This is a genomic window from Enterobacter sp. YSU, from assembly GCF_016082135.1.
Lineage (GTDB): Bacteria > Pseudomonadota > Gammaproteobacteria > Enterobacterales > Enterobacteriaceae > Enterobacter > Enterobacter hormaechei_C.
In genome coordinates this window covers 1036290-1061958 of record NZ_CP059487.1, presented here as the reverse complement: position 1 = coordinate 1061958, position 25669 = coordinate 1036290, and the positions used below count along the sequence as shown (strand labels likewise).

Sequence of the window (25669 nt, the reverse complement as noted above, 5' to 3'; positions counted from 1 at the left end):
CATGACGCTGCCGTGGCGCATTGCCATCATTGATGACGAACGCTCTGTTCGCAGCGGGCTCAGTAACCTGCTGCAATCGGAAGGGTATGCTACCGATACCTTCGATTCGGCAGAGGTGTTTTTGAGCCACCCTCTCGCCCTGTCCGGCGCGTCGCTGGTGATCACCGACATCAAGCTACGCGGCATGAACGGCATCGAGCTGTTTGAGAAGCTGCGGTTGCTGGCCACGCCGCCACCGCCAGTACTGTTTATCTCCGGTCATGCTGATGAAAATATGCAGCGGTATGCACTCAGTCTGGGCGCCGCTGCATTTTTGCGTAAGCCGATTAACATCGATATTCTGCTGGATCATATTCAGCGGGAGCTGGCCCGCCGACAATAAGGATCGCGGATGAACGAACATACGTCGCCTGCATTTTGGCCCGCCCGGGGAAGTCTCCATGAAGGGCGGGCTTTTGTTCTGAAAGAGGATGTCATTTTTACCGTGCTGGCGCAGGAGGGCGGCATCTCCTGGATGAACGGGCGGCATCCCCAGTCCGGCGGTTCGTTTATTATTGCCACCGCGGTCAGCGATGAAGAAGAGGAGCGGGCCACCCGGCTGCTGAAAAACGAGTTTGCCCTGCGCGATCGGCTTCATGACGGCTGGGCTATCCGGCCCGTCGCTTCAACCCAGTACCGTGGACGTTTTGCGCTGGTCTACGCGCCGTTCTGCTTTGAACTGCTGGCGTGCCGGGCAGGTAAGGCGATTTCCGGGATCGCCCGCTTTATCGAAATGGCGATCCGCATCTGCGGTCCCCTGCGCCAGATGCATCTGCACAACCTGATCCACGGCGATATCAAACCCGGGGCGTTCTTCGTTCATCACGACGCCACCTGCCGTCTTTGCAGCTTCGGTCTTTCCTGCGGCACCTCCGACGCGTTCTCCCAGTCCCGGCTTGCCGCGTCTGGCGGCACGCCCGCCTACATGTCACCGGAACACACCACGCGTACCCGGCGCGCCGTCGACAGCCGGAGCGATCTCTACAGTCTGGGTATCGTGCTTTATGAACTTCTGACCGGGCGATTGCCGTTTGAACTGAGCGCTGATGACCAGACCAACTGGGCGCATTACCACATTGCCTCTGAGCCGCTTGCGCCGGGGCGGGTGCGCCCGGACGTACCCGGCATGCTGTCGACCATTATCCTTAAGCTGCTGGAGAAGAATCCGGAGAATCGCTATCAGACCGTCGACGGGCTGATTGCCGACCTCAGGCGCTGCCAGGCGACGCTGACCGCCGAAGGTGAGATCGTCGACTTTATTCCCGGCCAGCAGGATCGCTCTCCGGCGATCCATCTTGCCGATTCGCTTTTCTCTGCGCATCCGCAGGCCAGCGACGTCATCGCCGCGTTTGAGCGGGTCAGCCAGAGCGGTGCGCCGGAACTGGTGACGATTGGCGGTCCGTCGGGGATCGGCAAATCTTCCGTGATCGCCACCACGCTGAAATCGCTGCAACAGCGCAAGGTGCTGCTGGCGGTGGGCAAGGTCGATCAATATTCTCCCACGCTGCCCTACGGCGTGCTGAGTTCGGCGTTTCGGACGCTCACGCTGCACCTGCTCGGGCTGCCAGCCGGGGAGGTAGCGACGTGGAAAATCCGCCTGTCGCGCGCGCTGGAAGGCTTCGAGGAGCTGGCCGTCAGCCTGGTGCCGGAGCTGAATTTACTCCTTGAGAACAAACCGCGTTTCTCTGCGGATACCTTTTCCATCGACGCGCGGGCGCGCTTCAGCCATATGATGCTGGCGCTGGTGAAAACCTTCGCCACCCAGGGCGCGCCGCTGGTGCTGCTGCTGGATAATGTGCAGTGGATCGACGCCGCCAGCCTGCAAACGCTCGATCACCTGCTGCGCGCCTGCGGCGCCATCCCGCTGCTGGTGGTGGTGGCGCACCGCGATCTCAGTTCGCTTTCTGAGCCCACCTTGCAGACCGCGCTGGCGAGCCTGCCGGAGGCGGCGCAGCACGCCACGACGATCGTGCCGCAGCCGCTGTCGGTGAAGGCCGTGGCGCGCTGGCTCGGGGGGATTTTTCATGCCCGCAGTACCGGTACCGCCGATCTTGCCACGCTGATCCATGAAAAAACCGGCGGCAACCCGCTGTTCGTGCAGGAATTTTTCCGCCGCATCGTCGATGACGGACTGGTGGTGCACAACAAATATCAGGGGAAATGGCATTACGATCTCCAGGCCATCCGCGCCCGGCACTACACCGAGAACGTGGTGACGCTGGTGCTTGAACAGCTCAAGGAGATGCCCGACGAGACGCGCCGCCTGCTGGGCAGCATCGCCTGCCTCGGCTGCACGGGCGAGCTGGAGATGCTGTGCCGCGTGGTGGGGCGGTCGGCGGCGGAAATCCGCTACGCGCTTCATCCGGCGGTGACCGCTCAGCTGATTGTGCTGACGGAGAAAGAGTACGCTTTTACCCACGATCGGGTGCAGGAAGCCGCCTTTGCCCTGCTGGATGAGGGCGAGAAAAGCCATCTGCACCTGACCACCGCCAGCCTGCTGGCGGATGCCGCGCGGCAGACGGCGGGCAACGAACTGCTGTTCCGCGCGGTTCACCACGTCAGCGCCGCGCTGGACTGCATCCAGCCTGCACCCCAGCGGCAGCGATTCCGGGAGCTGAGCCTTCAGGCCGCGCGGCGTGCGAAGCGTACCGGCGATTACCTTTCCGCCTTAAGCTATATCCAGACCGCCAGAGCGCTGGGGAATGCGGGCCCGGTCTCGGACTTTATGCTGGATATCGAAGAGGCGGGCTGTGAGTTTGCGCTCGGACACCTGGAGCGCACGCGTGCGCTGTGCGATGCGATCCTCGGTTCACCGGGCGGGCTGACGGAGAAAGCGCTGGCCGCCAACCTGCTGGCGGAAGTTTATATGCGCCAGTCGGAGATCCGCCTGGCGCTGGAGGCGTCGTTATGCTGGCTGGGCGTGTTCGGGATCCAGATCAGCCGCTACCCGGAAAATGCCGAATGTGACGAGGCCTGGCAGCAGTTCTGTCAACGCACCGCCGACGCGCCGCAGAACCCGTTTTCTCAGCTTAAGCTGATGGAGAACGCAGAGACCGAAGCGGTGATGAACCTGCTTTACAGCGCCAGTATTTTCGCCAGCTTTACCTGCCCGCGCCTGCACTTTTTACTCCTGTGCCGGATGATGCACCTTACGCTCGATCACGGCATAACCGGTGCTTCCACCACGGCGATGGCCTGGTTTGGCGTGCTGATTGGCCACCGCTACGCCGAATACCGTCTCGGGTTTGAGTACGGCACGCTGGCTCGTGAGCTGGTGAACCGCCACGGCTATGATGCCTATGAAGCCAAAACTCTGCTGCCGCTCGACCAGCTCAGCGTCTGGACCCAGCCGCTGTCGTACACTATCGAGTGCGCCAAGGCCTGCTTTACCTCAGCGGTGACCCACGGCGACATGACGATGGCCTGCTTCGCGGCCTGTCATCAGATCATTAACTTCCTCTCCCGGGGCGATCATCTGGATGGCGTGCTGACCAGCATCGATCGCGGTCTGGCCTTTGTGCGCAAAACGGATTACCAGGACATTGAAACCGTTCTGCACATTCAGCGCCGCTACGTGGAGTTTTTACGCACGCCGGTGACGGGCCCATGGAGCGCCGCCCAGGCGCTGCCTGACGATCTGCTGCCCGCGCCGCCGGAGCAGGCGCCCGAGCAGACCTCGACCATGCTCTTCTGGTACTGGCTCTATCGCGGGATGGCGCACTTTTCCTGCGGCGAATACGCCGACGCACAGGCGGATTTAGAAATGGCGGGCTGGTATGCGTGGTCCGCGCCGGGTCATATTCATCTGCTGGATTACCATTTTTACAGCGCGCTGGCGCTCTCCCGCCAGCTCACGCCGGAAACCTTTTCGGCGGATTATCGCCGCAGTATTCATCACCATTACGACAAAATTGCCCTCTGGGCGCGGATCAATCCGGGCACATTTGCCGATAAAGAGGCGCTGATTTATGCCGAAATCGTCCGTCTGGACGGCATGAACAGCATCGCGCTGGAGCAGTATGAAAAAGCGGTGCGACTCTCGCGGGAGGGCGGGTTTAACCCGATCAATGCCCTGGCGCACGAGCTGGCCGGGCGTTTCTCGCTGGCCTGCGGCTACCCGACCGCCTCCGACGCCCATTTCCGCGGCGCGATTGCCGCCTGGGGGCGCGTCGGGGCGCAGGCCAAGGTGCGCCAGCTGGAGCAGGATTTCCCCCATCTGCTGGCCTCCGGGCAGAGCCGCGCGTATGACACGGCGGCGTTTGCCCAGAACGAGGTGATCCGCGATTTACAGAGCGTCATCAAAGCCTCACGCGCCTTATCCGAAGAGATCAACCTTGAACGTTTAATCGAAAACCTGATGACGCTGCTGCTTGAACGGGCCGGGGCGCAGCGTGGCCTGCTGCTGCGCGTCAGCGATAATCACATCCCGGAGATTGAAGCCAGCGCCTGGACCAGTACCGACGGCGTGCGGGTGCGCATCCTGAAGGCGTCACCGATGGCGACGGACATGCCGCTGTCGGTGCTGGCCGCGGTGATCCGCACCGGGCAGGAGATCCGCACCGGCAAACCGGAGGAGTTCCACCCGTTCAGCCAGGATCCGTATCTGGTGACGTCCGGCGCCGCCGTGATGTGCGTGCCGATGTTCAAACAGGCGCGGCTGGTGGGGATTCTGTATCTGGAAAACCGCCTGATGCCGGAGGTGTTTACCGCCGAACATTCGCGCGTGGTCAGCCTGCTGGGTGCGCAGGCGGCGGTTTCGCTGGAGACGGCGCGGCTCTACGCCGAGCTGCTGGCGGAAAACATCCAGCGCCGGCGGGTGGAGAAAGAGCTGCGCGCAAGCCAGACCTCGCTGATGCTGGGCGAGCAGATCAGCCATACCGGCAGCTGGCGCTGGGAGCTGGTGCAGGATCTGATGTTTATGTCCGAAGAGTACGCCCGTATCCTTGGCCTGCCGGAGCAGCAAAAGATGATCTCAATGGCGGAGTTTTTGACCTTCGTGCATGAGGATGATTATGGCCGGATCAGCACCCTCGTTAATCAGAGCGTGCGTGACGGGCTGTCGATGCGCGCGGAGTTTCGCATCATCCGCACCGACGGCTCCGTTCGTTACATCCTCGGGATTGGCGATCCGGTGGGGGTGGGCAGCGAGGTGAATGAGTATTACGGCATCATTACCGACATCACCAGCCAGCGGGCGGCGGAGGATGCGATGCGGGTGGCGCAGGCGGATCTGGCGCGGGTCTCACGAGCCACTACCGTCGGGCAACTGACCTCCTCGATCGCGCACGAGATCAACCAGCCGCTGATGTCGATTGTCTCGAACGCCGGCGCGAGCCTGCGCTGGCTCAACCGCGATCCGGCGCGGCTGGAAAAAGTGCGCGAGGGGCTGGAGGAGATCGCCGCCGAGGGCGAGCGGGCAGGGGAGATCATCCGCAGCATTCAGTCTCTGACGCGCAAACAGGACCCCACGTTTACGCGAATCGATCTGCACTTCCTGATCCACCACATCATTATGCTTTCCCGCAGCGAACTTGAGCTGCGACACATAAGCGTTGATTATCTTCTGAACGCTGACGACAGCTTTATCATCGGCGACAGCGTGCAGATCCAGCAGGTGTTGCTTAACCTGGTGATGAATGCGATGGAAGCGATGGCGGAAGTGACGGATCGCCCGTGCAGCATCACGATCGCCACCGCGAACTGCGCCGAGGGGAAGGTGATCTTCGAGATCGCCGATACCGGCAGCGGCATTGAGCCGGAGCTCACCGAGCGGATCTTTGACTCGTTCTATTCGACCAAAGCGCAGGGAATGGGGATGGGGCTGACCATCAGCGCCAGCATCATTGAACGGCACCGGGGGAAACTGAGCGCGCGCCGCAGAGAGCCGTTCGGCACGGTGTTTACCTTCGCGTTGCCGCTTGCCGGACAGGAGATGTAACGGTTATTCCGCTGGCTGATGTTTGGTCAGGCGCTCGACGGCCCTGACCAGTTCAGCCACGGAGCGGACCTGCATTTTCTCCATCACCCGGCGGCGGTGCACTTTCACCGTAATCTCACTGACGCCCAGCTCGGCGGCGATCTGCTTGTTGAGCTTGCCGCTGACGGCCAGCTCAAGCACCTCATGCTCGCGCGGCGTGAGGGACAGATGGCGCTGTTTCAGGGCGTAGTGCTCTTTGACGCGGGCGGCGTTGTGCTGTGCCAGCCTGAGCGCGGATTCGATGGAGCCGATGAGCGCGCTGGATTCAACGGGCTTAGTGAGAAATTCGTAGGCCCCGCCTTTGATCGCCCGGACGGACATAGGGATGGTGCCGTGGCCGGTGAGAAAGATGATCGGTATTTCCCGCCCGCTGTCTTTCAGCGCATCTGCGACATCAAACCCGGTTATCGTGGGCATTTGCATATCGAGGATCACGCAGGAGGGCAGATCCTCAAAGGGATGGCTGAGAAAGGCCTCTGCTGAGGAAAAGCCAAGGGCATGTATATCCGCAGATTCCAGCAGCCTGACAACGGACTGCCTGACTGTGTCATCGTCATCAACCACATAAACAATGTGTTCCATTCACCGCCCCGGTGTTGATTTAAATGTCGAGGATGTAAACAGTCACTATGGCTACGTAAGAGACTGTTTATGCTGACTTTCATCTTAACACATTAAATATCATTATCATTTAGCAATATGATAACCATATGAAGTATAGCGAGCTGGAGCGGAGGCGATGAAGGAACGAAACGCTGTTTTTATGCACCGACAAGCTCAATACGGTTGCCGTCCGGGTCCGCAATCACCGCTTCATAGAAACCGTCCCCGGTCATACGCGGGGCGCTGAGCAGGGAGCCGCTTGCCTGCGCCTGCGCTGCCATACTGTCCACCTGCGCTTTGCTGCCGACGTTGATGGCGATATGCGCCCAGCCGACAAATTCCGGGTGCGAAGGTGCACTGGGCAGGCCCGGCAGCGTCATCAGCTCGATGGTCGGCCCGTCATCCAGGGTAATAAAGTGAGATTTAAACCCCGGACGATTTTTGCTGACGTAGCGGTCATTACTGCGGCCGCCAAACACCGTTTCCCAGAACTGAACCTGCGCGTCCAGGCTGCGGGTCCAGAGTGCGACATGTGCAATATTCATAAGATCCCTCGTTATTTGTCTGTGAGGACTTTCACCGGTAAAACAGGCTACACTCTGGTTTTGAGCGCGACAAGCTGAGGAAACAACAATGCACTACACACTGAAAGAAAGCGACAAGGAAAAAGCGGAAGGAACAAACGGCGCGGGCGCTCTACAGCAAAAACTGCTGGAATCCCGTTCGATTGTCATCTCCGGAGAGATTAACCAGGAGCTGGCCCAGAAGGTCATCACTCAGATGATCCTGCTGCAAAGCGTCAGCAATGATCCGATCAAGCTGTACATCAACAGTCAGGGCGGCCATGTAGAAGCGGGCGACACCATCCACGACTTCATTAAGTTTATCCGTCCGGAAGTGCATGTGATCGGCACCGGCTGGGTGGCGAGCGCCGGGATCACCATCTTCCTGGCGGCGAAAAAAGAGCACCGCTACGCTCTGCCGAATACCCGCTTTATGATCCACCAGCCGCTGGGCGGCGTGCGCGGTCAGGCAACGGATATCGAAATCGAAGCGCGCGAGATCATCCGCATGCTGGAGCGCGTGAACAAGCTGATTGCTGACGCCACCGGCCAGCCGCTGGAGAAAGTGAAGAAAGACACCGACCGTAACTTCTGGATGTCACCGGCGGAAGCGCTGGACTACGGCATCGTGGGTAAACTGATTACCCATTATGACGAGCTGAACCTGGATTAAGTTTAAGCCGGCGTGTGCGTCGGGTGACGGCTTCGCCTTACCCGACCTACGCGCGCTCGATTGACCCATGACAAGTTCCCCCCTCGCTGTCTCTTCTATAATCGCGCCTGTCTCCCCTCTCACTGGTGCTATCCATGGCGTATCAACTGAACCTGAACTGGCCGGAATTTCTTGAAAAATACTGGCAAAAACAACCCGTTGTGCTGAAAAATGCCTTCCCGAATTTTGTCGACCCCATTACCCCTGATGAACTGGCGGGTCTGGCGATGGAGCCGGAAGTTGATAGCCGCCTGGTAAGCCATGCTAACGGCAAGTGGCAGGCGAGCAATGGCCCGTTTGAGCATTTCGATAACCTCGGTGAAACCGGCTGGTCCCTGCTGGCGCAGGCGGTGAACCACTGGCATATGCCCGCAGCAGAGCTGGTGCGTCCGTTCCGCGTCCTGCCGGACTGGCGTCTTGATGACCTGATGATCTCCTTCTCCGTCCCGGGTGGCGGCGTTGGGCCGCATATCGATCAGTACGATGTGTTTATTATCCAGGGGATGGGCAGCCGCCGCTGGCGCGTGGGTGACAAGCTGCCGATGCGTCAGTTCTGTCCGCATCCGGCCCTGCTGCATGTCGATCCGTTTGAGCCGATCATCGACGAAGATCTGGCGCCGGGCGATATCCTTTACATTCCGCCTGGATTCCCGCATGACGGCTTCACCCATGAAACCGCGCTAAACTACTCTGTCGGTTTCCGCGGGCCGAACGGTCGCGATCTGATCAGCAGCTTTGCCGACTACGCGCTGGAGAACGATCTGGGCGGCGAACATTACAGCGATCCGGATCTGACCTGCCGCGAACACCCTGGCCGCGTGGAGCAGTACGAGCTCGATCGCATTCGCCAGATGATGATCGACATGATTAGCAAGCCAGATGATTTTACGAAATGGTTTGGCAGCTTCGTCTCCACGCCGCGTCACGAGCTGGATATTGCCGCCGCCGAGCCGCCGTATTCCGCAGAAGAGGTGCTCGACGCGCTGCAAGGGGGCGAAACGCTCTCCCGCCTGAGCGGGCTGCGCATGCTGAACATCAACGGCAGCGTCTTTATCAACAGCGAACAGCTGGAAACGGCGGATGTGAACGGTGCGGATGCGCTGTGCCGCTTCACCGAGCTCGGCCAGGCTGAGCTGGGCGATGCGCTGAATAATCCGGCGTTTGTGGAAGAGCTGACCGGTTTGATTAATCAGGGCTACTGGTTCTTCGACGAGTAACAGCGGGCGGCGTTTAGTCAGGCTAAACGCCGCCAGGTTCAGACCAGCATATTACAGGCCTTCCAGTAGTTAAGAAGCCGCTCATCGTCGCGCTCTTTCTCCGCTTTGATTTTCATCGCCTGGGCGAGATTTTCTCGCGATACTTCATGGCCTTTTTGCACGATGTCTAAAACCGCTTCACCAAGAGCCAGTGAAATTTCTGCCCGATTATTGCGAATCGTCATAAATACCTCCTCGTTGGTTGCGATAATCTAATTATGAACGGGAAATAATCAGTCGGTAATAATTCATCTCATTCTTATTTTTCCATTTCGGCATTAAGTAGACTTAATATTCAGTTCTGTCAATGATGTTTCAAAATGCTAACAGGACGTTTAAGCCTGAATTTATGCGCTACAGTTAATTTCGTGCAACAGGCAAATAACCGAAACAGGAGAATAATTATGGTAGATAAAAGCGCAATTAAGGATCACACTCAGGTTGTCGCCAGCTGCGGAACGCACGTCGGGGTTGTGGACCATCTTGATGGTGAGCGTATCAAGCTTGCGAAGAGCGATCCGGAATCGGGCGGCAAACACCACTTTATTCCTCTCGGCTGGGTTGATAAGGTCGAAGATAATAAAGTTGTCCTGACCAAAAACCATAAAGAGGTTTTTGCTGAGTGGCAGGAAGCATAAATATATTTCTCGCAAGGAAATATATGCCTTCGCTCCGGCTTCGTCCGGAGCGTAATAGTGTCTGCGCCCGGTGATTGCTGCCATTACAAATGGATGATACTGTTTTGCCTGTCCTTTCCCCGATGCAGGCCCCGAATGATGCTCCAGAGTGAAAATAGATCAGCGAAACGCATATTTTTTGTTGAAGATTTTCAGGTATTCGGCGAGCGCTACGGCATCGACTACCGTTTCCCCCAGTTAAAAGAGGCGCAGGTCAGCGGTAGCCCCGTGTTGCAGGGGAATGTTGAAGAGATGATGCTCTCGTCCGGCATTTCGCTGACCCACTCCGACGTACGTGTATTACAGCCCTATGAAACCACCTCTCGCCACAGCAGCCCGCTCTATATGCTGGTGGTGCTGGAAGGGTGCGTGACGCTCACGCTCAATGGTATCAATTATCCCGTCCGCCCGGGCATGGCGTTCAGCTCACGTCTGAGTGAAGATCAGGTGATGAGCGCGCGTCACGATGCCGACAGCACGCTGAAAACGCTCTCGTTTGGCGTCTACCCGCACGATGCCGGACGTGAAGCCCTGCTTGAGTCATTGCTTCTGGAATGGCAAAGCCTGAATGCACCCGCGTTTGTCTGGCAGGTTCCCGAGTTTGTGATGTCAGGTATTCTGCATGTGCAGCGGCAGGGGGGAAGCGTGCTCTCACGCAAGCTGTTGCTGGAGGGGCTGATGTATCAGCTGCTCGGCCATGGCCTCAACCAGCGCCAGCAGCCTTGCCCGCGCCGGCCTGAGCATGCGCGTCTTGAACGCGTGCGGAGCCTGCTGGAACAGTCTCCTGAACGGGATCATACTCTCGCGCAGCTGGCAGCCCTTGCCGCAATGAGCCCAAGCAGCCTGCGCAGCAAGTTCCGTCAGCGCTACGGCTGCACGCTTTTCGATTACCTTCGCGACTGTCGCCTTGCGCTGGCGCGCCGCTATCTGCTGGAAGGCCACAGCGTGCAGCAGGCGGCTTGGATGTGCGGGTATCAGCATGCCACCAACTTTGCCACCGCGTTTCGTCGTCATTACGGGATTTCACCGGGGGACGTGCGCAAACTCCGCTAACGTAATTTCTCCTGTCGCGCGAATGCATTCCGTGTGGTTTAGCATCGCGCATACGTAACCTGGCGGCACGCATAGCCGTTTGCACTCTCAAAAAGGTAATAATTCTTATTAACAATAAGAAATATCTCTGGAGAGGGTTATGTTTGCTAAATCGCGTCTGGCACTGCTGGTGGGATGGGTTACCGGTAGCGTTGCTTTTCCTTTACTGGCGCAGGATGCCCAAAAAACTGACACCGTGGTGGTGACCTCGCAGATGCAGTCTGCGGCCACCAAGCTTGAAACACCGGATATTGAAACCCCGCAGTCGGTCTCTATCGTCACTCGCGAGCAGTTCGAAGAGCAGGGCGCAACCAGCGTGCGTCAGGCCGTGAGCTACACGCCGGGGGTCTACAGCAACCAGATCGGGGCGTCAAACCGCTTTGACTACATGGTGCTGCGCGGCTTCTCGGACGGCAGCCTGGACAACGTCTACCTCGACGGCCTGAAGATGATGGGCGACACCAACTCCCATAGCTCGCTGGTGGTTGACCCGTGGTTCCTGGACAGTATCGAAGTCGTGCGCGGTCCGGCCTCCGTGCTCTATGGTCGCTCATCGCCGGGCGGGATTGTGGCGCTCACCTCCCGTAAGCCATCGTTCGATCCTGGCGGGGAGATCAAGCTCTTCGCCGGTAACAATAACCAGCGTGGGGCGATGTTCGACGTCACTGGCCCGGTTGATGATAACGACCGCGTGGCGGTGCGCCTCAGCGGGATGACCCGCTATGCCGATTCCCAGTTCGATCCGCTGAAGGAAGAGCGTTACGCCCTGATGCCGAGCTTGACCTGGCGTATCACCGACAACACCCGTCTGGATCTGATGGCCTACCTGCACCGCGATCCAGAAGGCGGCAGCCACTCCGGCCTGCCATATGAGGGCACCGTTGTACCGCACAGCGGTAAGAAAATCTCCAACACCTTCTTCGAGGGCGAGGACGATTACGACAAGTACGATCGTCGGGAAAACATGGTCGGCTATAACATTGAGCACCTGTTTGACAGCGGCTGGTCCGTGCGCCAGAAGCTGCGCTACCTGCACACCAAAGTCGAGCTGAACCAGGTGTATGCCGCAGGCTGGCTGAATGACACCGAGCTGAACCGCGGCTATTCCGGCTCCGACGAGAAGATGAACGCCATCACCCTGGATAACCAGGTCGACGGCAGCTTCGATACCGGGGCGGTAAACCACCGCGTGCTGATCGGCATGGACTACCAGGACCGCACCAACAACGTCACCGGCTACTACGGCGGCTTCCCGCCGATTGACGCTTTCCATCCTGTTTACGGCGCGAAGCCGGACTACATCACCCAGTACAGCAGGGAAAAACACAAGCTGCGCCAGACCGGCTACTACCTACAGGATCAGATGTCCATTGACCGCTGGCGCCTCACGCTGGGCGGGCGTTACGACCAGGTGAGCGTGTCGAACGTCGACAACTTCAACCACACCCGCAGCGATCTGGATAAAAACAACTTCAGCAGCCGTGCGGCGCTGCTGTATCTGTTTGATAACGGCGTCGCGCCGTACGTCAGCTACTCTACCGCCTTTACGCCGACCAGCTTTGCCGACGAGCAGGGCAACATTTTGGATCCGATGAAGGGCAAGCAGTGGGAGGCGGGTGTGAAGTATGAGCCGGAGGGGATGAACAGCCAGTTCAGCGCCTCGGTGTTCCGCATTAACCAGAAGAACATTGCCACTAAAGAGGAGCCGACCGATCCGTACCGTTCCATCGGTGAAATCGAATCCGAAGGCGTTGAACTGGAGGCGATTGGTCAGCTGACCGACAGCCTGCGTATGCAGGCCGCGTACACCTACACGGATATTCGCTACAAGAAGAGCAGCCCGGAAGAGGAGGGCAAGCGCGCCGTTTATGCCCCGCGTAACATGGCCAGCGCCTGGCTGAGTTACGACGTCAAAACCGGCCCTCTGGACGGCCTGACCGTCGGCTCCGGCGTGCGCTATGTCAACGGGATCGCCAGCGATCGCCAGAACACCCATACGCTTCCGTCGTACACGCTGGTGGATATGACCGTGGGGTATGACCTGTCGAAAGTGGGGCTCACGGGCGTGAGCGCGCAGTTGAACGTCAATAACCTGACGGACAGAAGCTACGTCGCGGCGTGTAACTCGCTCTCTTACTGCTACTTCGGTGCAGAACGCAGCATTGTTGGCAGCGTTTCGTGGAAGTTCTGAGTCGTTGACCATTGCCCGGTGGCGGTTTCCACCCTCTCCCTTTGGGAGAGGGTTGGGGTGAGGGCAACAGGCCGCACTACTCCTCCATCGCAATCACAATTGCCTCGCCCATCTTCCTCAGCGCTTCGCGGTTCTTCTCCGTCGGCGGCAACGCCACGTTGATCCGCAGGCAGTTGCGGTACTTCCCGGAGGCAGAAAACAGCGACCCGGCCGCAGCCTGGATCTTCAGACGGCACAGCTGCTTGCTGACGCACACCATATCGACCGTCTCCGGTAGCTCAACCCACAGCAGGAAGCTTCCTTGCGGGCGGGTGACGCATATCTCTGCCGGAAAATACTGCCGCACCCAGCAGGTATAGGTTTCCATATTCTGCTGATAAATCTGACGCATACGGCGCACGTGGCGATGGTAATGGCCGTCGCGAATAAACGCCGCCACCGCCATCTGCGTGCCCGGCACGTTAAACCCGCCCGCGGCGTACTTCATGTGCATCACCCGGTCGTAATAGCGCCCCGGCACGATCCAGCCGACGCGCAGGCCCGGCGCCACGGTTTTGGTAAACGAGCTGCATAAGAGTACGCGGCCATCTATGTCCATAGAATGAATGGTGCGTGGACGCGGGTACTCCGCCGCCAGCTCGCCGTAAATGTCATCCTCAACAATCACGATATCGTGCCGCTGTGCCAGGGCTAAGACCTGCTTCTTGCGAGACTCCGGCATGATAAACCCGAGCGGGTTATTGCAGTTCGGCACCAGGATCACCGCCTTGATCGGCCATTGCTCCAGCGCCAGCTCTAACGCCTCGATGCTGATCCCGGTCTCGGGATCGGTGGGAATTTCAATGGCCTTGATGTCAAAGCCGCGCAGCATCTGCATGGTGCCGTGAAACGATGGTGACTCGACTGCCACGATGTCACCCGGCTTGCACACCGAGAGCAGAGCGATCGACAGCGCGCCGTGGCAGCCGTTGGTGATGACAATCTCGTTTGCCGCCACGGTGGAGCCGCCATCCAGCATCAGACGGGCGATTTGCTCGCGTAGCTCCAGGCGCCCGTCGAGCACGTCATAGCTCAGCATTTCGCCCGGATTATGCTGCGCAATGCGGCTCATCTCACGCCACAGCGGCTTCAGGCTCGGTTGGTTAATGTCCGGTGAGCCGCCGCCAAAGGAGATCATCTCTTTGTCGGCGCGGGCGTCCAGCAGCATCATCACTTCGTCCCACTGGGTGACGTCCACGGGGCGCTGCACCGGGCGCGTCATCGCCGGGACGGGCGGCTGGGCTTTGCGTTTCGAGACAAAATAGCCGGAGCGCGGCTGAGGCGTAATCAGCTGGCGGTTTTCGAGGATCTGGTAGGCCTGCTGTATGGTGCTGATGCTCACGCCGTGCTCCTGGCTCAGCGTGCGTACCGACGGCAGACGTTCACCGCTGCGATACAGCCCTTGTTCGATACGTTCCGCCAGGAGGTTGGCCAGATGTTGATAGCGCGTCATGCTGTATCCTTTTTTTTCACCATACAGAGCATTAAACCAGTACAGATTGATGGGTAAACCACCATGCAGATACCGTTTTAGCGGATCTGTATGGTAAACAAAAGCAGTTTTTGAATCTGTATTGTACTGGCCGTTTTCCATGATGATAACTCCACTGGCACAGCGAGGAGAGCATCATGGAATTCTACGAGAATCGTTCAAAACGTCCGTTTATCGCGTTTGTCTGGGTAGCGAAAACGCTGCGTAACTGGTATCGCATCAACCGTACCCGCCGTATTCTGAGCCAGATGAGCGACGAGCAGCTCAAGGACGTCGGGTTATCGCGATATGATGTGTGAGCATAGGGTTGCCCGGTGGCGCTACGCTTACCGGGCCTACAGGAGACCGTTGGCCGGGTAAGGCGCAGCCGCCACCCGGCGGTTTTCAGCTCAACAGCGCAAGCGTCTGCCGTTTCGGCCTTTCCAGCAGCTCAACCGCCTCCTGATATGACCGCACGTTGTTATAGCCCATCACCAGCCCGTAGCGTTTGCCCGACCCGCGATACCACGCCGAAAGCGCATTGACCTGCAATTGCTGTTCCTGCCAGCAGCGGGCGATCTCCCGGTCAGCGCTTCCCTTTGCGAGGAACGCGACAATATGCATTCCACCGTCGTTTTGCTCGGTGAAGAACAGATCACCATAGACCTCACGCAGGGCGGCAATCATCCAGTCGCGGCGGGTTTGATAGAGCGCGCGCATCTTTTTCAGATGACGGAAAAAATGCCCCTCGTTGAGAAAGGCTGTGAGGATCTTTTGCGTCAGGACCGGCTGGCCGCTGGTGAGGATGTCCGCGCTGTCGGTAAACGCGCCGACGGTGTTGGCGGGCATCACCACGTAGCCCATGCGCAGTGAAGGCATGATGGTTTTGCTGAAGGTGCCCATAAAGATCACCCTGTCATGCTGGTCGAGGCTTTTCAACGACGGCAGCACTTTGCGGGTGTAGTGAAATTCGCCGTCATAGTCATCTTCGATAATCCACGCCTCGTTTTGTGACGCCCAGTCGAGCAGCTGCTGCTTGCGCGGCAGGGAGAGCGTCACCGCCAGCGGGCTCTGGTGCGACGGGGTAACGATGGCGAAGCGGGCATCGTGGTGATTACGCAGCAGGTAGTCCGTATCCATCCCTGCGCGATCGACCGGCACGGTGTGCAGGCGGGGCACAATGCGCTTGAGCAACTGCTGGCCCATAAAGTAGCCCGGATCCTCAAATACCACCTTATCGCTGCGGCTGGCGAGCGTGTCGAGGATCAGGCGCAGGCTGCCGCTGTAGCCGCTGGTGATCAGCACCTGTTCTGCGGTGCAGGACAACCCGCGCGAGATATTGAGATAGCGGGCAATTGCCTCGCGCAGCGGATACCAGCCCAGCACCGGCGGGTTGAGCATTTCATCCTGACGCATGGCGCGCGTCGCCTGGCCTGCCAGCAGCAGCCATTTTTTATAGGGGAAGCTGTCGAGCGCGGGAATGCCGGGGCGCAGAAAACCGGCCCGTTCGCGCTGGCTAATCAACGACGCCGGCAGCGTGCCGGTCGCTTGTTCTGCCGGAGCGTTTTGCGCGGGCAGCAGAAGATCCGGATTCACCCGCGTCCCGCGCGCGCCCTGGCTTACCAGATATCCTTCCCCCGTCAGAATGGCATAGGCTGTTTCAACGGTTTTTCGCGCCACCTTCAGCTCTTCAGCCAGCACGCGGATGGCAGGCACTTTGTCGCCGGGCTTCAGTACGCCGCGCGTGATGTTATCGCGATAGCGGGTATAAATGTCGTGATAGCCTGGCTTCATGTCCTACCTCATTTCAGGTTTTTTGTGTCTTTTTACTATGTCATTAACGGCGTAGATTTGCCTTATCGCATGATAAAAACCGCACAAAAAAGAGGAAAGACAATGAGCACCCGCGTAAACCACCACAAAGCCACACCTGCACTCGCCAACGCGCTTTCCGCCCTGAGCATGGAAGTGGCGAAAACCTCCATTGATCCGGCGCTGAAGCACCTGATCGACATTCGCGTCTCGCAGCTGAACGGCTGTACCTTCTGCCTGGATATGCATTCGAAAGAGGCCAAAATTGCCGGCGAGCGCGAGCTGCGCCTGTACCATCTGGCGGCATGGCGCGAGTCCCCGCTGTTCAGCGCCCGCGAGAAAGCCGCGCTGGCCTTCACCGAAGCGCTGACCCAGATTGGCGTTCACGGCGTGAGCGACGCGCTGTACCGCAGCGTGGCGGAGCACTTCTCGGACGTGGAGATTTCAGAGCTGAACTTCGCCATCGTAGCGATCAACGCCTGGAACCGCCTGGGCATTACCTCCCGCATGGAGCCGGGCTCGCTGGATGCGGCATATGGGCTGAACAAGGCTAACCTGGAGTAATCCCGCGCTCGCGGATTATCGCCACCAGCGCCCGTAAGCCTGGCGGGATGTGACGATGGCGAGTGGGGGATTCGGGCGTTTATGGAGCCGAGGTCGATTGTGGGTTAAACCCTGCCCGGTGGCGCTACGCTTACCGGGCCTACAAAACACCGTAGGCGCAGCGCCATCCGGCAAACACTTCGCTCCATACCGAAGCATCCATACCATTAGTCCCGCATTCTCTCCATATCATCACAACGGAGAGACCTTCATGATCGCAGTCCTTTTCGAAGCTAAAGCTGCGCCGGCGCATCAGGCGCGCTATCTTCAACTTGCCGCAGAGCTTAAGCCTTTGCTGGCCGATATCGACGGCTTTATTGATATCGAACGGTTCCAGAGCCTGACGACCGACGGCAAAATCCTGTCCCTTTCCTGGTGGCGGGATGAAGAGGCCGTCCGCCGCTGGAAGCAGAACGTCTTTCATCAGGCGGCGCAGGCCGAAGGACGGGCGTCGATTTTTTCTTTCTACCGTATTCGCGTGGCGCAACTGGTGCGGGAATACAGTTCCGAAACCGGAGGGCACGCGGATGTATGACGTTCATGTGATTTTCGACAACAGGCCCGGCGAGCAGGGTGAAATTGCGGCGGCGCTGGAACAGGCCATTGCCGCTGTAGCGGCTACAATGGCCGATCCGTCGCGCGTGAAGATGCTCTGTGCTCTGATGGACGGGCGGGCGTGGACGGCTACAGAGCTGAGCGTGGCGGCAGACGTTGCGCCGTCGACCGCCAGTGAGCATCTCGCGCGGCTGGTGGAGGGAAAGTTGATTACCTGCCTGTCTCAGGGGCGGCATCGCTACTATCGCCTGGCGGGACACGACGTGGCGGCGCTTGTCGAGCAGATGATGGGGCTCTCCTGGAGCCGCATCACGCCGCCGGAAACCTCCGCGCCAAAAGCCCTGCGCGAAGCACGAACCTGCTACGACCATCTTGCCGGAACGGTGGCGGTGCATATCTATGAATTCATGCAGGCGGAAGGCTGGCTTGAGGCAGACGGTTCAGCGCTCACGCTACATGGCCGCGAGCAGTTTCTGAAGCTTGGTATTCCGTTAAATCCCAATACCCGTCGCAAGGCGTGCTGCGCCTGCCTGGACTGGAGCGAGCGGCGGTTTCATCTGGGGGGAGAGGCCGGCGCGGCGCTGCTCATCCACATGGAAAGCAAAGGTTGGCTCCAGCGGGTGGCGGGGTACAGGGAGGTGGTGGTGACGGCTTCGGGGAAAAGTGCCGTTAGGAAGCATTTTAGCCGCTAAACGCCGTTGCGGGCTGATGCCCTCACCCCGACCCTCTCCCACAGGGAGAGGGAGAACATTGTTTCGCAATTCCTGCGCTTTAACTTCTCGTTTCTTGATACTTACCCTGATAACTATTATCGTAATGGCGTACTACGAGAGGATTCCCCATGAGTGAAGAAGATCTGTTTAACCGCAGGCCGATGGGCATGCGGATGGCGATGATCGTGCGTCAGTGGCGCGCAGTCATCGACGACGCCATTCTCGACACCGGGTTAACCCAGTCGAGCTGGACGGTGATGATGCAGCTTCATCAACTCGGGGATAACGTCTCGGTCAGCGAGCTGGCGGAAGTGCAGGGGATTGAACTGCCTCCGCTAATGCGTACGCTGACACAGCTGGAAAAGCAGGGCTACCTGCTGCGCACCGTCTCGCCGTATGACAAGCGTATCCGGCTGCTGACGCTGACGCCTGAGGGAAAAGCCATTCTTGAAAGGCTCTCTCAGGTGATTGAGACGTATCAGGCGCGCGTATCGCAAAACATCGCGCCGGAACATATCGATATTTTCAGCGCCACACTCAATCAAATCGCCTGCAATTTGCGGACAATCCGCGAAGAAGATAATAAGACCGAAAAATAATGACTCCTGAACAAAAGTTTGCCCGCTGGGTAAGGGTGAGTATTGCCTCTTTCCTGCTGATGTTTGTCTACTTTATCGTCGCGGATATCTGGATCCCGCTGACGCCGGACTCCACCGTGATGCGCGTGGTGACCCCGGTGTCTGCCCGCGTCTCCGGGTATGTGGCGGCGGTACATGTCCACAACAATAGCCAGGTTAAGAGAGGCGATCTGCTGTTTGAGCTCGACGCCACGCCGTTTCGCAATAAGGTCGAAGCGGCGCAGATTGCGCTGGAACAGGCGCGTCTGTCTAACGATCAGCTGGACGCGCAGATTGCCGCGGCGCAGGCCAGCCTGAAAACCGCGGTGCTGACGGCGCGTAATGACAAAGTTACCTTCGACCGCTACCAGAAACTGAGTACCTTGCAGAGCGTGTCGCAGGCGGATCTGGATAAGGTCCGTACCACCTGGCAGAGCAGCGAGCAGTCCGTCAGCTCGATTCAGGCGAATATTCATAACCTGCGCATTCAGCGCGGCGAGCGGGATGAGCACCGCAACGTGACGCTGCAAAAATACCGTAACGCGCTGGATGAAGCGGAGCTGAATCTTGGCTGGACGAAGGTCTACGCCGAGGCGGACGGCACGGTCAGTAACCTGCAATTAAGCCCCGGTTTTTACGCCTCGTCCGGTTCGGCTGCGCTGGCGCTGGTGAACACCCGGATCGATATCGTGGCGGATTTCCGCGAGAAGAGCCTGCGGCATACCCACCAGGGGACCGACGCCGCCGTGGTGTTCGACGCCTTCCCGGGGCAAGTTTTCCGTGCCCACGTCACCAGCAGCGACGCGGGGATCCTCGCCGGACAGGAGGCCGTAAACGGTCAACTTTCTGAACCGGAAACCTCCAACCGCTGGGTGCGTGATGCCCAGCGTATGCGCATTCACGTGGCGCTGGACGAAGCCTTACCGAAGTCGCTGCCGACCGGCGCGCGCGCCACCGTGCAGCTCTACAATAGCGAAGGGCCGTTTGCGCGATTCTTCTCCGGGATGCAAATCCATCTGGTGAGCCTGCTTCACTATGTCTATTAGCACCCTGGCGCGGGTATTTACCCCGCACGGCAACATCGTCTATACGGCAAACGACTTTCGCCAGACCCTGCGTATCGTCTTTGCCGGGATGATTGCGCTCAGTATTTCGAGTTTCTACAACACCAGCTACGGCGTGTTTTTTGTGGTCTATCCGATCATGCTGCTCTCGCTGGTGCCGGTGTTTAACCGCCACGTGGCGAAGCAGTTTATCTTCAGCGCCTCGCTGAACTGCATCGAAATGGTGTTTATCATCGGCTATCTGTCCCAGTGGCCGGTCATTATGACGCTGGTGGTGTTTGCCCTGTACGTGATGCGTTTTCGCTTTATGAGTAAGGGGCCGCTGTTCCTGTTCGGCTCGATGGGCGTGGTTTGCCAGAGCGTGATGCTCAACTTTATGAGCTACCCCACCACCAACTGGCACACGCTTTTATTCTCTAACATCGAAGCGAGCGTGATGGCGGTGTGCCTGAGCGCGCTGATGAACTACCTGCTGCCGGACGTGGAGCCGCGTAAGCCGCCGCCGCTGATCGAGAAAGATGACGCCCGCGTGCGCCACGAGTCTCTGCTCTCGGGCACCGTGGCGACGCTGATTTTCGTGGTGTTCCAGATGAGCGACTTAAGCGATTCTCTTTCGGCGCTGATGGCGGGCATTCTGATCCTGTTCCCGATGCACTATCGCGGCTCGGTTATCAGCTCCATCTGGCGCGTAGTCGGCGTGGTGCTGGGGTGTCTCTATATCCTTGTCGTCCAGCTTATCCTCTACGATCACAGCAGCCATATGCTGCTGATGATGCCGCTGATTGGCCTTGGACTGGCGTTTGGCGCGCGTCTGCACGTAATGGAGAAGGTCGGCGCCGGGGTAGGCTTCGCCAGTATCACCACCATCGGCATTATGTTCGGGCAGAACATGCACCCGGACAGCGACCTGGTGTTCAGCGATCTGTACCGCATCACCTCCGTCACCTTCGCGCTGGTGGTCACGCTGACGATGGTCTTTCTGGTGCACCTGATCCTGAACCGCTTCGAGGCGACGCGCTACGTTATCGCGCCGCCAAAAGCAGATTAATGCCCCAGCACGGCAGGCAACTGCGAGAGCAGAAACAGGATCAGGCCAATTGTTCCGCCCACCAGGGTACCGTTAACGCGAATGAACTGAAGATCTTTACCGATATTGAGTTCTATCTGGCGTGACATGTCTTTGGCATCCCAGCTTTTCACCGTGTCGCTGATATGGCGCGTCAGGAACGCGGCGAAATCCGGCGCCACGCGGTGCGCGGCCTGCTCCAGATGCTCATTCAGCGACGCCCGCAGGCTGGCGTCGTTGGTCAGCGTTTCGCCAAACCACAGCCCGGCGTTGGCGATACGCTGCTTCACGCGGGAATCATCGCTCTGCATGTCATTTTTCAGCCACTGGCGCAGGTCAGCCCACATTTCCCCCAGATAGCGGTTAAAGGCCTCGTCATTCTTCAGGTAGTGTTTGATATTCTCGGCTTTCGCCGTCATCTCCGGATCGTTTTTCAGATTGTCGATGAACTTGATCGTGGCGCGGTCAAACGCCTGACGGATCTGGTGCGTGCGGTCGTGGCTGATATCGTCCAGCAGCGTGTTCACCGCGTTCGACACCATCTCCGCGCTTTGATCGCCCAGCCACTCGGTGGGCAGCACCATCGCCTTGCGCGGATGCTCGGTCTTAAGCCAGTGGACGATCTGGTCGGCAATAAATTCCCGCGTGCTTTCCCGCTGAATCAGGGTAATCAGGCGGTTGATGATGGCGTCCAGCAGCACCTGGTGACGGTTGTTTTTGGTCATGCTTTCCAGCATGACGGCGCTGGTCTCGGTTAGATCGACCTTGTCGATAGCCTTGTGCACGGCGCGTTTGAGCAGGCGCTGAATGCGCCCATCGTCGGTAAGTTCCAGAAAACCGCTCATCACCTGCACCAGATGCTGCCCCACGCGCCGGGCGTTATCGGGCTGGCTGAACCAGGTCCCAATCATCTGTGCGGGCTCGTAGCGACGGATAAGATCGACAAGGGATTGCGTATCGAGAAACTTTTCCTGCACGAACTGGCCGAGATTGTCGCCGATGCGGTCTTTATTGCGCGGGATAATCGCCGTATGGCGCGAGATAAAGGGAATGGGCACCCGGCGGAACAGCGCGACAACGGCAAACCAGTCCGCCAGCGCGCCGACCATCGCCGCTTCGGCAATGGCCTTTACGCCGCGCACCCAGAAGGTTTGCGGCAGGAACAGAGTGGTGATAAACGCTGCGACGGCAATCAGCAGCAGCGACAGCGCGAGAAGCTTGGCGCGTTTGAGTTCGGTATGTTTTTCCATGGGTTAAGGATAGAGGGTGATGGAGGTAAAATGCAAAATGTGCTATCTGGTGAAGAATTAAAATTCCTCTTTTAACTGACAGATCAGAAGATTTGTTGCATTCTCTTTCTGGTTCGGAGTATTCGTTTTTCATAGCTAATAATAATCTACTTTCTGGGGTATATAAAATGAATTTACTGTATCGTTTTATAAATGAAATAAAAAATAAATCCTTGGATTTATATTTGTTACTTTTCTTTGTAGGTTGTTTTGTTTTGTTGAAAATAAAAGATCCAGTTCGGGTTTATTTGTCATATGCATTATTTATTGGCCTTTTAGTAATACTGTATTTAAAAAGGAAGCGAGCCCGGGAAATTATTATTCATTTTATTCGGTTCGAAAGTGGCGGTGTTGTAAATAAGTTGGCCGGATGGGCGTCGCTCCTTGCTTGGGGGGCGTTTCTTCTTTTTCCTTTTGCAATAAATATACAGTTTGGTTTTCTTGCAAAAGTACTGTTAGTGATGTTCTCCATTTTTATTGTTATTAGCAGCGTTTTAACAATCTTTGTTCTCGAGAAAAATGGCCATGAGAAAGTAAAAAATATACGGGTTATGTTATTTTCATTTATATCAATTTGTTATGTTGCATCTAGTGCGTTCTCGGCAAGTTTATTTCTTCAGTTGAGTAATATGGATTTATCATCCAGTCCATGGTTGGAGTTTACATGGAAGCTCAGTTCATTTTTTGTATTGATATTTTTTATATTACAGTTGACTACTTACGTAATATTCATCGTGACTGCTGATCATGCAAAAGGATATAGACTTTTTACTATTTTGGGCGCTTTAATGCTAACGAGTTTAATTGTATTATTTGTCTCAAGTAGGCCGGATGTAGTAGCATATTATGTTTTAAAATATTCTACTGGCAGTGAATGGCGGAGTGATTTTACATGTGAGAATGAAAAAATATCACGCCCTAATGAGAGATATTTCGGTTATAATACTGATAAGTACACAGCTTACTTTTTCAATCGTAACGGAAAGTGGGGGTTCGATGAAATAACTTGTGTTAAAAACTCGCAAGAGGGGAAAGGATATACTGTAAAAAATGTATCGACAGAAAATATCCCTCATTGGGTGAAATAATTAAAATCACAGTTCCCCCTGTCCGTAAACGAAAGGGGGAAAACGTATAAGAACCCTCCGTATATACCCAACTTTACCTTCAAAGCCAGTCAGATTGACTACCCTTAATACCCTAAGCGGTAAAACAAGGAGATTCGATATGGCCTACCAGACAGTAAATCCTGCCACGAACCAGCACATCAAAGAATATCCCTCTCACACTGACGCAGACGTTGAAGCGGCGCTGAAGGCAGCCGATGCGCTCTATCACTCCGACTGGGCGAAAGGCGACATAAGCCAGCGCCTGCCGGTGCTGCATAAGCTGGCGGACCTGATCGACGAACGCGTGGAGGATCTGGCGAAAATCGCCAGTCAGGAGATGGGTAAGCTCATCGAACAAAGCCGTGGCGAAGTGAAGCTGTGCGCGCAAATCGCCCGCTACTATGCGGACAACGCGAAGCAGTTCCTGGCCCCGGTGAAGTATGACTCTGAACTCGGGGAAGCATGGGTTGAACATCACCCCATCGGCGTGCTGATGGCCGTCGAGCCATGGAACTTCCCGTACTATCAGCTGATGCGCGTTCTGGCGCCAAACCTGGCAGCGGGCAACCCGGTGATCGCCAAGCACGCCAGCATCGTGCCGCACTGTGCAGAGACCTTTGCACAGCTGGTACGTGAAGCGGGCGCGCCGGAAGGGGCGTGGACCAACCTGTTTATCTCGTCCGAACAGGTGGCGAACATCATCGCCGACGATCGCGTACAGGGGGCGGCGCTGACCGGTTCAGAAAAAGCGGGTAGCGTGGTTGCGGCACAGGCTGCGAAGCACCTCAAAAAATCGACCCTGGAACTGGGCGGGAACGACGTGTTCGTGGTGCTGGACGATGCCGACCTGGATAAAGCCGTGAAGATCGGCGTTAACGCGCGGCTGAACAATGCCGGGCAGGTCTGTACCGCGGCGAAGCGCTTTATCCTGCATGAAAAGATTGCAGACGCCTTCCTGAGCAAATTCACCGAGGCGTTTAAGCAGGTGAAAATTGGCGATCCGCTGGACGAAAGCACCACGCTGGGGCCTTTGTCATCCAAAGACGCGCTGGAGACGCTAACTAAACAGGTTAACGAGGCGGTGAAAAATGGCGCGAAGCTGCACCATGGCGGCAAGCCGGTTCAGCGTGACGGAAGCTTCTTTGAGCCGACGATCCTGACACATATCTCGCGCGATAACCCGGCGTACTTCGAGGAGTTCTTCGGTCCGGTAGCGCAGGTTTACGTGGTGAAAAGCGACGACGAAGCGGTCGCACTGGCTAACGATTCCCACTACGGTCTGGGCGGCGCGGTGTTCAGCCAGAACATCGAGCGCGCGAAGAAAATGGCGTCGCGCATTGAGACCGGGATGGTATACATCAACTGGCTCACCGACACTGCGGCAGAGCTGCCGTTCGGCGGCGTAAAACGTTCGGGTTACGGACGCGAGCTGTCGGACCTGGGGATCAAAGAGTTTGTGAACCAGAAGCTGGTGGTCGTTCGCAAGTAATGCGGTAATAAAAAAAACCTGCCATCCGGCAGGTTTTTTATTAACGGTCGCATCGCCTTTCTTGCCGGGTGGCGCTGCGCTTACCCGGCCTACAATCAATGTGCAATAATTTTAATACATTGCACCCTTCATTGTAGGCCCGTGCAAGCGTAGCGCCGCCGGGCGAAACGCGCAAACAGGCTTAGAAGGACACTCCACCGCCTACATATGCACCGTCGATCAGCGTGTGGTTTGGACGACCGTCTTTACCGTCTACGCTCACGTGGCGATAGCCCACTTTCAGCGTGACAGGTTTGACTGGCGTCCAGCTTACGCCGCCGTTAGCTTCAACATAGTTCTTCACGCTGTTGTTCAGGCCGTCTGGCGCTACATAACCTTCACCAAACACGTGAATGCTGTCCGTAAGCGCAACGTTAACGCCGCCGCCAATCGGGAATGCTACGCCGTTATCGCCTTTTTTCGGGCCGATGTAGATGGCTTTCGCGCCAGCGTTCATCATCACCGGACCCACTTCCAGGTTGTAGCCTGCCCCAACGCCGCCGGTCTGGGTACCGTCATCGGTGTTTTTCAGCCAGTTGCTCTCCGCATACAGGCCGGATGAGGATTTCCCCATTTCCAGATTGAGGTTAGTAAAGTTTTTACCCTGCTCAATGCTGCCACCCATGGCCAGTGCGGAGCCCGATACGGCGGTCAGAGCAGAAAGGATCAGGATGTTAAGTTTTTTCATGAGTG

At 57.5% G+C, this 25669-nt stretch carries 22 protein-coding genes and 1 pseudogene; 16 read left to right on the top strand and 7 right to left on the bottom strand.

Features of this window, described 5'->3' with window-relative positions; translation table 11 throughout:
* Position 1 precedes the first annotated feature (1 nt).
* Together H2Z33_RS05140 and H2Z33_RS05135 are read left to right on the top strand one after the other, a co-directional pair.
* Positions 2 to 382, top strand: a complete 381-nt coding sequence (locus H2Z33_RS05140) for a response regulator transcription factor (protein WP_045348380.1) — start codon at positions 2 to 4, stop codon at positions 380 to 382.
* A gap of 9 nt (positions 383 to 391) precedes the next feature.
* Positions 392 to 5977 (top strand): ATP-binding sensor histidine kinase, encoded by a 5586-nt coding sequence (locus tag H2Z33_RS05135; protein WP_063135001.1) that lies wholly within the window; start codon positions 392 to 394, stop codon positions 5975 to 5977.
* Between the two features lie 3 nt (positions 5978 to 5980).
* Here H2Z33_RS05135 and H2Z33_RS05130 read toward each other — a convergent pair whose 3' ends face one another.
* Positions 5981 to 6598, bottom strand: a complete 618-nt coding sequence (locus H2Z33_RS05130) for a response regulator transcription factor (protein ID WP_017383872.1) — start codon at positions 6596 to 6598, stop codon at positions 5981 to 5983.
* 179 nt (positions 6599 to 6777) lie between these two features.
* Positions 6778 to 7164 carry a VOC family protein gene (locus tag H2Z33_RS05125; protein WP_017383871.1) on the bottom strand — a complete coding sequence of 129 codons (387 nt, stop codon included), beginning with the start codon at positions 7162 to 7164 and terminating at the stop codon, positions 6778 to 6780.
* Between the two features lie 85 nt (positions 7165 to 7249).
* On the opposite strand from H2Z33_RS05125, the pseudogene H2Z33_RS05120 reads away from it, so the two are divergent.
* Positions 7250 to 7855 (top strand): annotated as a pseudogene (locus H2Z33_RS05120) (ATP-dependent Clp protease proteolytic subunit); the annotation flags it as partial.
* Positions 7856 to 7989: 134 nt separating this feature from the next.
* Entirely contained in the window at positions 7990 to 9111 is a 1122-nt protein-coding gene (locus H2Z33_RS05115) for a cupin domain-containing protein (RefSeq protein WP_047741002.1), read from the top strand.
* Positions 9112 to 9149: 38 nt separating this feature from the next.
* Here H2Z33_RS05115 and H2Z33_RS05110 read toward each other — a convergent pair whose 3' ends face one another.
* A complete protein-coding gene (locus H2Z33_RS05110) occupies positions 9150 to 9335 on the bottom strand; it encodes a hypothetical protein (RefSeq protein WP_023295865.1) in 186 nt (61 codons plus the stop codon).
* Positions 9336 to 9554: 219 nt separating this feature from the next.
* Here H2Z33_RS05110 and H2Z33_RS05105 point away from each other — a divergent pair, with 219 nt between their 5' ends.
* The 3 genes from H2Z33_RS05105 to foxA all read left to right on the top strand — a co-directional run bounded on the left by H2Z33_RS05105 (position 9555) and on the right by foxA (position 13110).
* Entirely contained in the window at positions 9555 to 9788 is a 234-nt protein-coding gene (locus H2Z33_RS05105; RefSeq protein WP_003863067.1) for a DUF2171 domain-containing protein, read from the top strand.
* Positions 9789 to 9923: 135 nt separating this feature from the next.
* The gene (locus H2Z33_RS05100; RefSeq protein WP_032652458.1) at positions 9924 to 10880 is read left to right on the top strand and encodes a helix-turn-helix domain-containing protein; all 957 of its coding nucleotides are present in this window, start codon (positions 9924 to 9926) and stop codon (positions 10878 to 10880) included.
* A 121-nt stretch (positions 10881 to 11001) separates the two neighbouring features.
* Positions 11002 to 13110, top strand: a complete 2109-nt coding sequence (foxA, locus tag H2Z33_RS05095; protein WP_103270103.1) for a ferrioxamine B receptor FoxA — start codon at positions 11002 to 11004, stop codon at positions 13108 to 13110.
* A 76-nt stretch (positions 13111 to 13186) separates the two neighbouring features.
* Here the strand turns inward: foxA and H2Z33_RS05090 are convergent, their stop codons facing one another.
* Positions 13187 to 14602 (bottom strand): PLP-dependent aminotransferase family protein, encoded by a 1416-nt coding sequence (locus tag H2Z33_RS05090; protein WP_026080655.1) that lies wholly within the window; start codon positions 14600 to 14602, stop codon positions 13187 to 13189.
* A gap of 176 nt (positions 14603 to 14778) precedes the next feature.
* Here H2Z33_RS05090 and H2Z33_RS05085 point away from each other — a divergent pair, with 176 nt between their 5' ends.
* The gene (locus tag H2Z33_RS05085; RefSeq protein ID WP_003863073.1) at positions 14779 to 14940 is read left to right on the top strand and encodes a DUF1127 domain-containing protein; all 162 of its coding nucleotides are present in this window, start codon (positions 14779 to 14781) and stop codon (positions 14938 to 14940) included.
* A gap of 85 nt (positions 14941 to 15025) precedes the next feature.
* Here H2Z33_RS05085 and H2Z33_RS05080 read toward each other — a convergent pair whose 3' ends face one another.
* On the bottom strand, positions 15026 to 16414 hold the full coding sequence (locus tag H2Z33_RS05080; RefSeq protein WP_032670618.1) for a PLP-dependent aminotransferase family protein: 1389 nt from the start codon (positions 16412 to 16414) through the stop codon (positions 15026 to 15028).
* A gap of 102 nt (positions 16415 to 16516) precedes the next feature.
* Here H2Z33_RS05080 and H2Z33_RS05075 point away from each other — a divergent pair, with 102 nt between their 5' ends.
* From H2Z33_RS05075 to H2Z33_RS05050, 6 genes are all read left to right on the top strand, one after another.
* Complete coding sequence (locus tag H2Z33_RS05075; RefSeq protein WP_010427243.1) at positions 16517 to 16996, top strand: carboxymuconolactone decarboxylase family protein; 480 nt, start codon at positions 16517 to 16519, stop codon at positions 16994 to 16996.
* 250 nt (positions 16997 to 17246) lie between these two features.
* Positions 17247 to 17570, top strand: coding sequence for an antibiotic biosynthesis monooxygenase family protein (locus tag H2Z33_RS05070; RefSeq protein WP_003863082.1), 324 nt, complete (start codon positions 17247 to 17249; stop codon positions 17568 to 17570).
* Positions 17563 to 18282 carry an ArsR/SmtB family transcription factor gene (locus H2Z33_RS05065; RefSeq protein ID WP_063135002.1) on the top strand — a complete coding sequence of 240 codons (720 nt, stop codon included), beginning with the start codon at positions 17563 to 17565 and terminating at the stop codon, positions 18280 to 18282. Before H2Z33_RS05070 ends, H2Z33_RS05065 begins: the two co-directional genes overlap by 8 nt.
* A gap of 149 nt (positions 18283 to 18431) precedes the next feature.
* On the top strand, positions 18432 to 18902 hold the full coding sequence (locus H2Z33_RS05060) for a MarR family winged helix-turn-helix transcriptional regulator (protein ID WP_033486706.1): 471 nt from the start codon (positions 18432 to 18434) through the stop codon (positions 18900 to 18902).
* Positions 18899 to 19966: an HlyD family secretion protein gene (locus H2Z33_RS05055; protein ID WP_026080654.1), complete on the top strand. Its 1068-nt coding sequence runs from the start codon at positions 18899 to 18901 to the stop codon at positions 19964 to 19966. The genes H2Z33_RS05060 and H2Z33_RS05055 overlap by 4 nt, the downstream gene beginning before the upstream one ends.
* Positions 19956 to 21032, top strand: coding sequence for a DUF2955 domain-containing protein (locus H2Z33_RS05050; protein ID WP_015572578.1), 1077 nt, complete (start codon positions 19956 to 19958; stop codon positions 21030 to 21032). The genes H2Z33_RS05055 and H2Z33_RS05050 overlap by 11 nt, the downstream gene beginning before the upstream one ends.
* Here the strand turns inward: H2Z33_RS05050 and H2Z33_RS05045 are convergent.
* A complete protein-coding gene (locus H2Z33_RS05045; protein WP_015572579.1) occupies positions 21029 to 22300 on the bottom strand; it encodes a DUF445 domain-containing protein in 1272 nt (423 codons plus the stop codon). The two genes, H2Z33_RS05050 and H2Z33_RS05045, sit on opposite strands and share 4 nt — an antisense overlap.
* A gap of 167 nt (positions 22301 to 22467) precedes the next feature.
* Between H2Z33_RS05045 and H2Z33_RS05040 the strand changes: the two genes are divergently transcribed.
* Both H2Z33_RS05040 and H2Z33_RS05035 read left to right on the top strand, forming a co-directional pair.
* Positions 22468 to 23427: a hypothetical protein gene (locus H2Z33_RS05040; RefSeq protein WP_050594731.1), complete on the top strand. Its 960-nt coding sequence runs from the start codon at positions 22468 to 22470 to the stop codon at positions 23425 to 23427.
* Positions 23428 to 23566: 139 nt separating this feature from the next.
* The gene (locus H2Z33_RS05035; RefSeq protein ID WP_032670612.1) at positions 23567 to 24937 is read left to right on the top strand and encodes an NAD-dependent succinate-semialdehyde dehydrogenase; all 1371 of its coding nucleotides are present in this window, start codon (positions 23567 to 23569) and stop codon (positions 24935 to 24937) included.
* A 181-nt stretch (positions 24938 to 25118) separates the two neighbouring features.
* Here the strand turns inward: H2Z33_RS05035 and H2Z33_RS05030 are convergent, their stop codons facing one another.
* Positions 25119 to 25664, bottom strand: a complete 546-nt coding sequence (locus H2Z33_RS05030) for a YfaZ family outer membrane protein (RefSeq protein WP_063135004.1) — start codon at positions 25662 to 25664, stop codon at positions 25119 to 25121.
* Positions 25665 to 25669: the final 5 nt, after the last annotated feature.

Bases quoted from the DNA above. Each gene is read 5' to 3' on its own strand.
- H2Z33_RS05115 (WP_047741002.1), top strand. From the start codon at position 7,990: ATGGCGTATCAACTGAACCTGAACTGGCCGGAATTTCTTGAAAAATAC.
- H2Z33_RS05060 (WP_033486706.1), top strand. From the start codon at position 18,432: ATGAGTGAAGAAGATCTGTTTAACCGCAGGCCGATGGGCATGCGGATG.
- H2Z33_RS05100 (WP_032652458.1), top strand. From the start codon at position 9,924: ATGATGCTCCAGAGTGAAAATAGATCAGCGAAACGCATATTTTTTGTT.
- H2Z33_RS05135 (WP_063135001.1), top strand. From the start codon at position 392: ATGAACGAACATACGTCGCCTGCATTTTGGCCCGCCCGGGGAAGTCTC.
- H2Z33_RS05085 (WP_003863073.1), top strand. From the start codon at position 14,779: ATGGAATTCTACGAGAATCGTTCAAAACGTCCGTTTATCGCGTTTGTC.
- H2Z33_RS05075 (WP_010427243.1), top strand. From the start codon at position 16,517: ATGAGCACCCGCGTAAACCACCACAAAGCCACACCTGCACTCGCCAAC.
- H2Z33_RS05105 (WP_003863067.1), top strand. From the start codon at position 9,555: ATGGTAGATAAAAGCGCAATTAAGGATCACACTCAGGTTGTCGCCAGC.
- H2Z33_RS05070 (WP_003863082.1), top strand. From the start codon at position 17,247: ATGATCGCAGTCCTTTTCGAAGCTAAAGCTGCGCCGGCGCATCAGGCG.
- H2Z33_RS05045 (WP_015572579.1), bottom strand. From the start codon at position 22,300: ATGGAAAAACATACCGAACTCAAACGCGCCAAGCTTCTCGCGCTGTCG.
- H2Z33_RS05090 (WP_026080655.1), bottom strand. From the start codon at position 14,602: ATGACGCGCTATCAACATCTGGCCAACCTCCTGGCGGAACGTATCGAA.
- H2Z33_RS05110 (WP_023295865.1), bottom strand. From the start codon at position 9,335: ATGACGATTCGCAATAATCGGGCAGAAATTTCACTGGCTCTTGGTGAA.
- H2Z33_RS05130 (WP_017383872.1), bottom strand. From the start codon at position 6,598: ATGGAACACATTGTTTATGTGGTTGATGACGATGACACAGTCAGGCAG.
- H2Z33_RS05065 (WP_063135002.1), top strand. From the start codon at position 17,563: ATGTATGACGTTCATGTGATTTTCGACAACAGGCCCGGCGAGCAGGGT.
- H2Z33_RS05040 (WP_050594731.1), top strand. From the start codon at position 22,468: ATGAATTTACTGTATCGTTTTATAAATGAAATAAAAAATAAATCCTTG.
- H2Z33_RS05035 (WP_032670612.1), top strand. From the start codon at position 23,567: ATGGCCTACCAGACAGTAAATCCTGCCACGAACCAGCACATCAAAGAA.
- H2Z33_RS05125 (WP_017383871.1), bottom strand. From the start codon at position 7,164: ATGAATATTGCACATGTCGCACTCTGGACCCGCAGCCTGGACGCGCAG.
- H2Z33_RS05050 (WP_015572578.1), top strand. From the start codon at position 19,956: ATGTCTATTAGCACCCTGGCGCGGGTATTTACCCCGCACGGCAACATC.
- H2Z33_RS05080 (WP_032670618.1), bottom strand. From the start codon at position 16,414: ATGAAGCCAGGCTATCACGACATTTATACCCGCTATCGCGATAACATC.
- H2Z33_RS05030 (WP_063135004.1), bottom strand. From the start codon at position 25,664: ATGAAAAAACTTAACATCCTGATCCTTTCTGCTCTGACCGCCGTATCG.
- H2Z33_RS05140 (WP_045348380.1), top strand. From the start codon at position 2: ATGACGCTGCCGTGGCGCATTGCCATCATTGATGACGAACGCTCTGTT.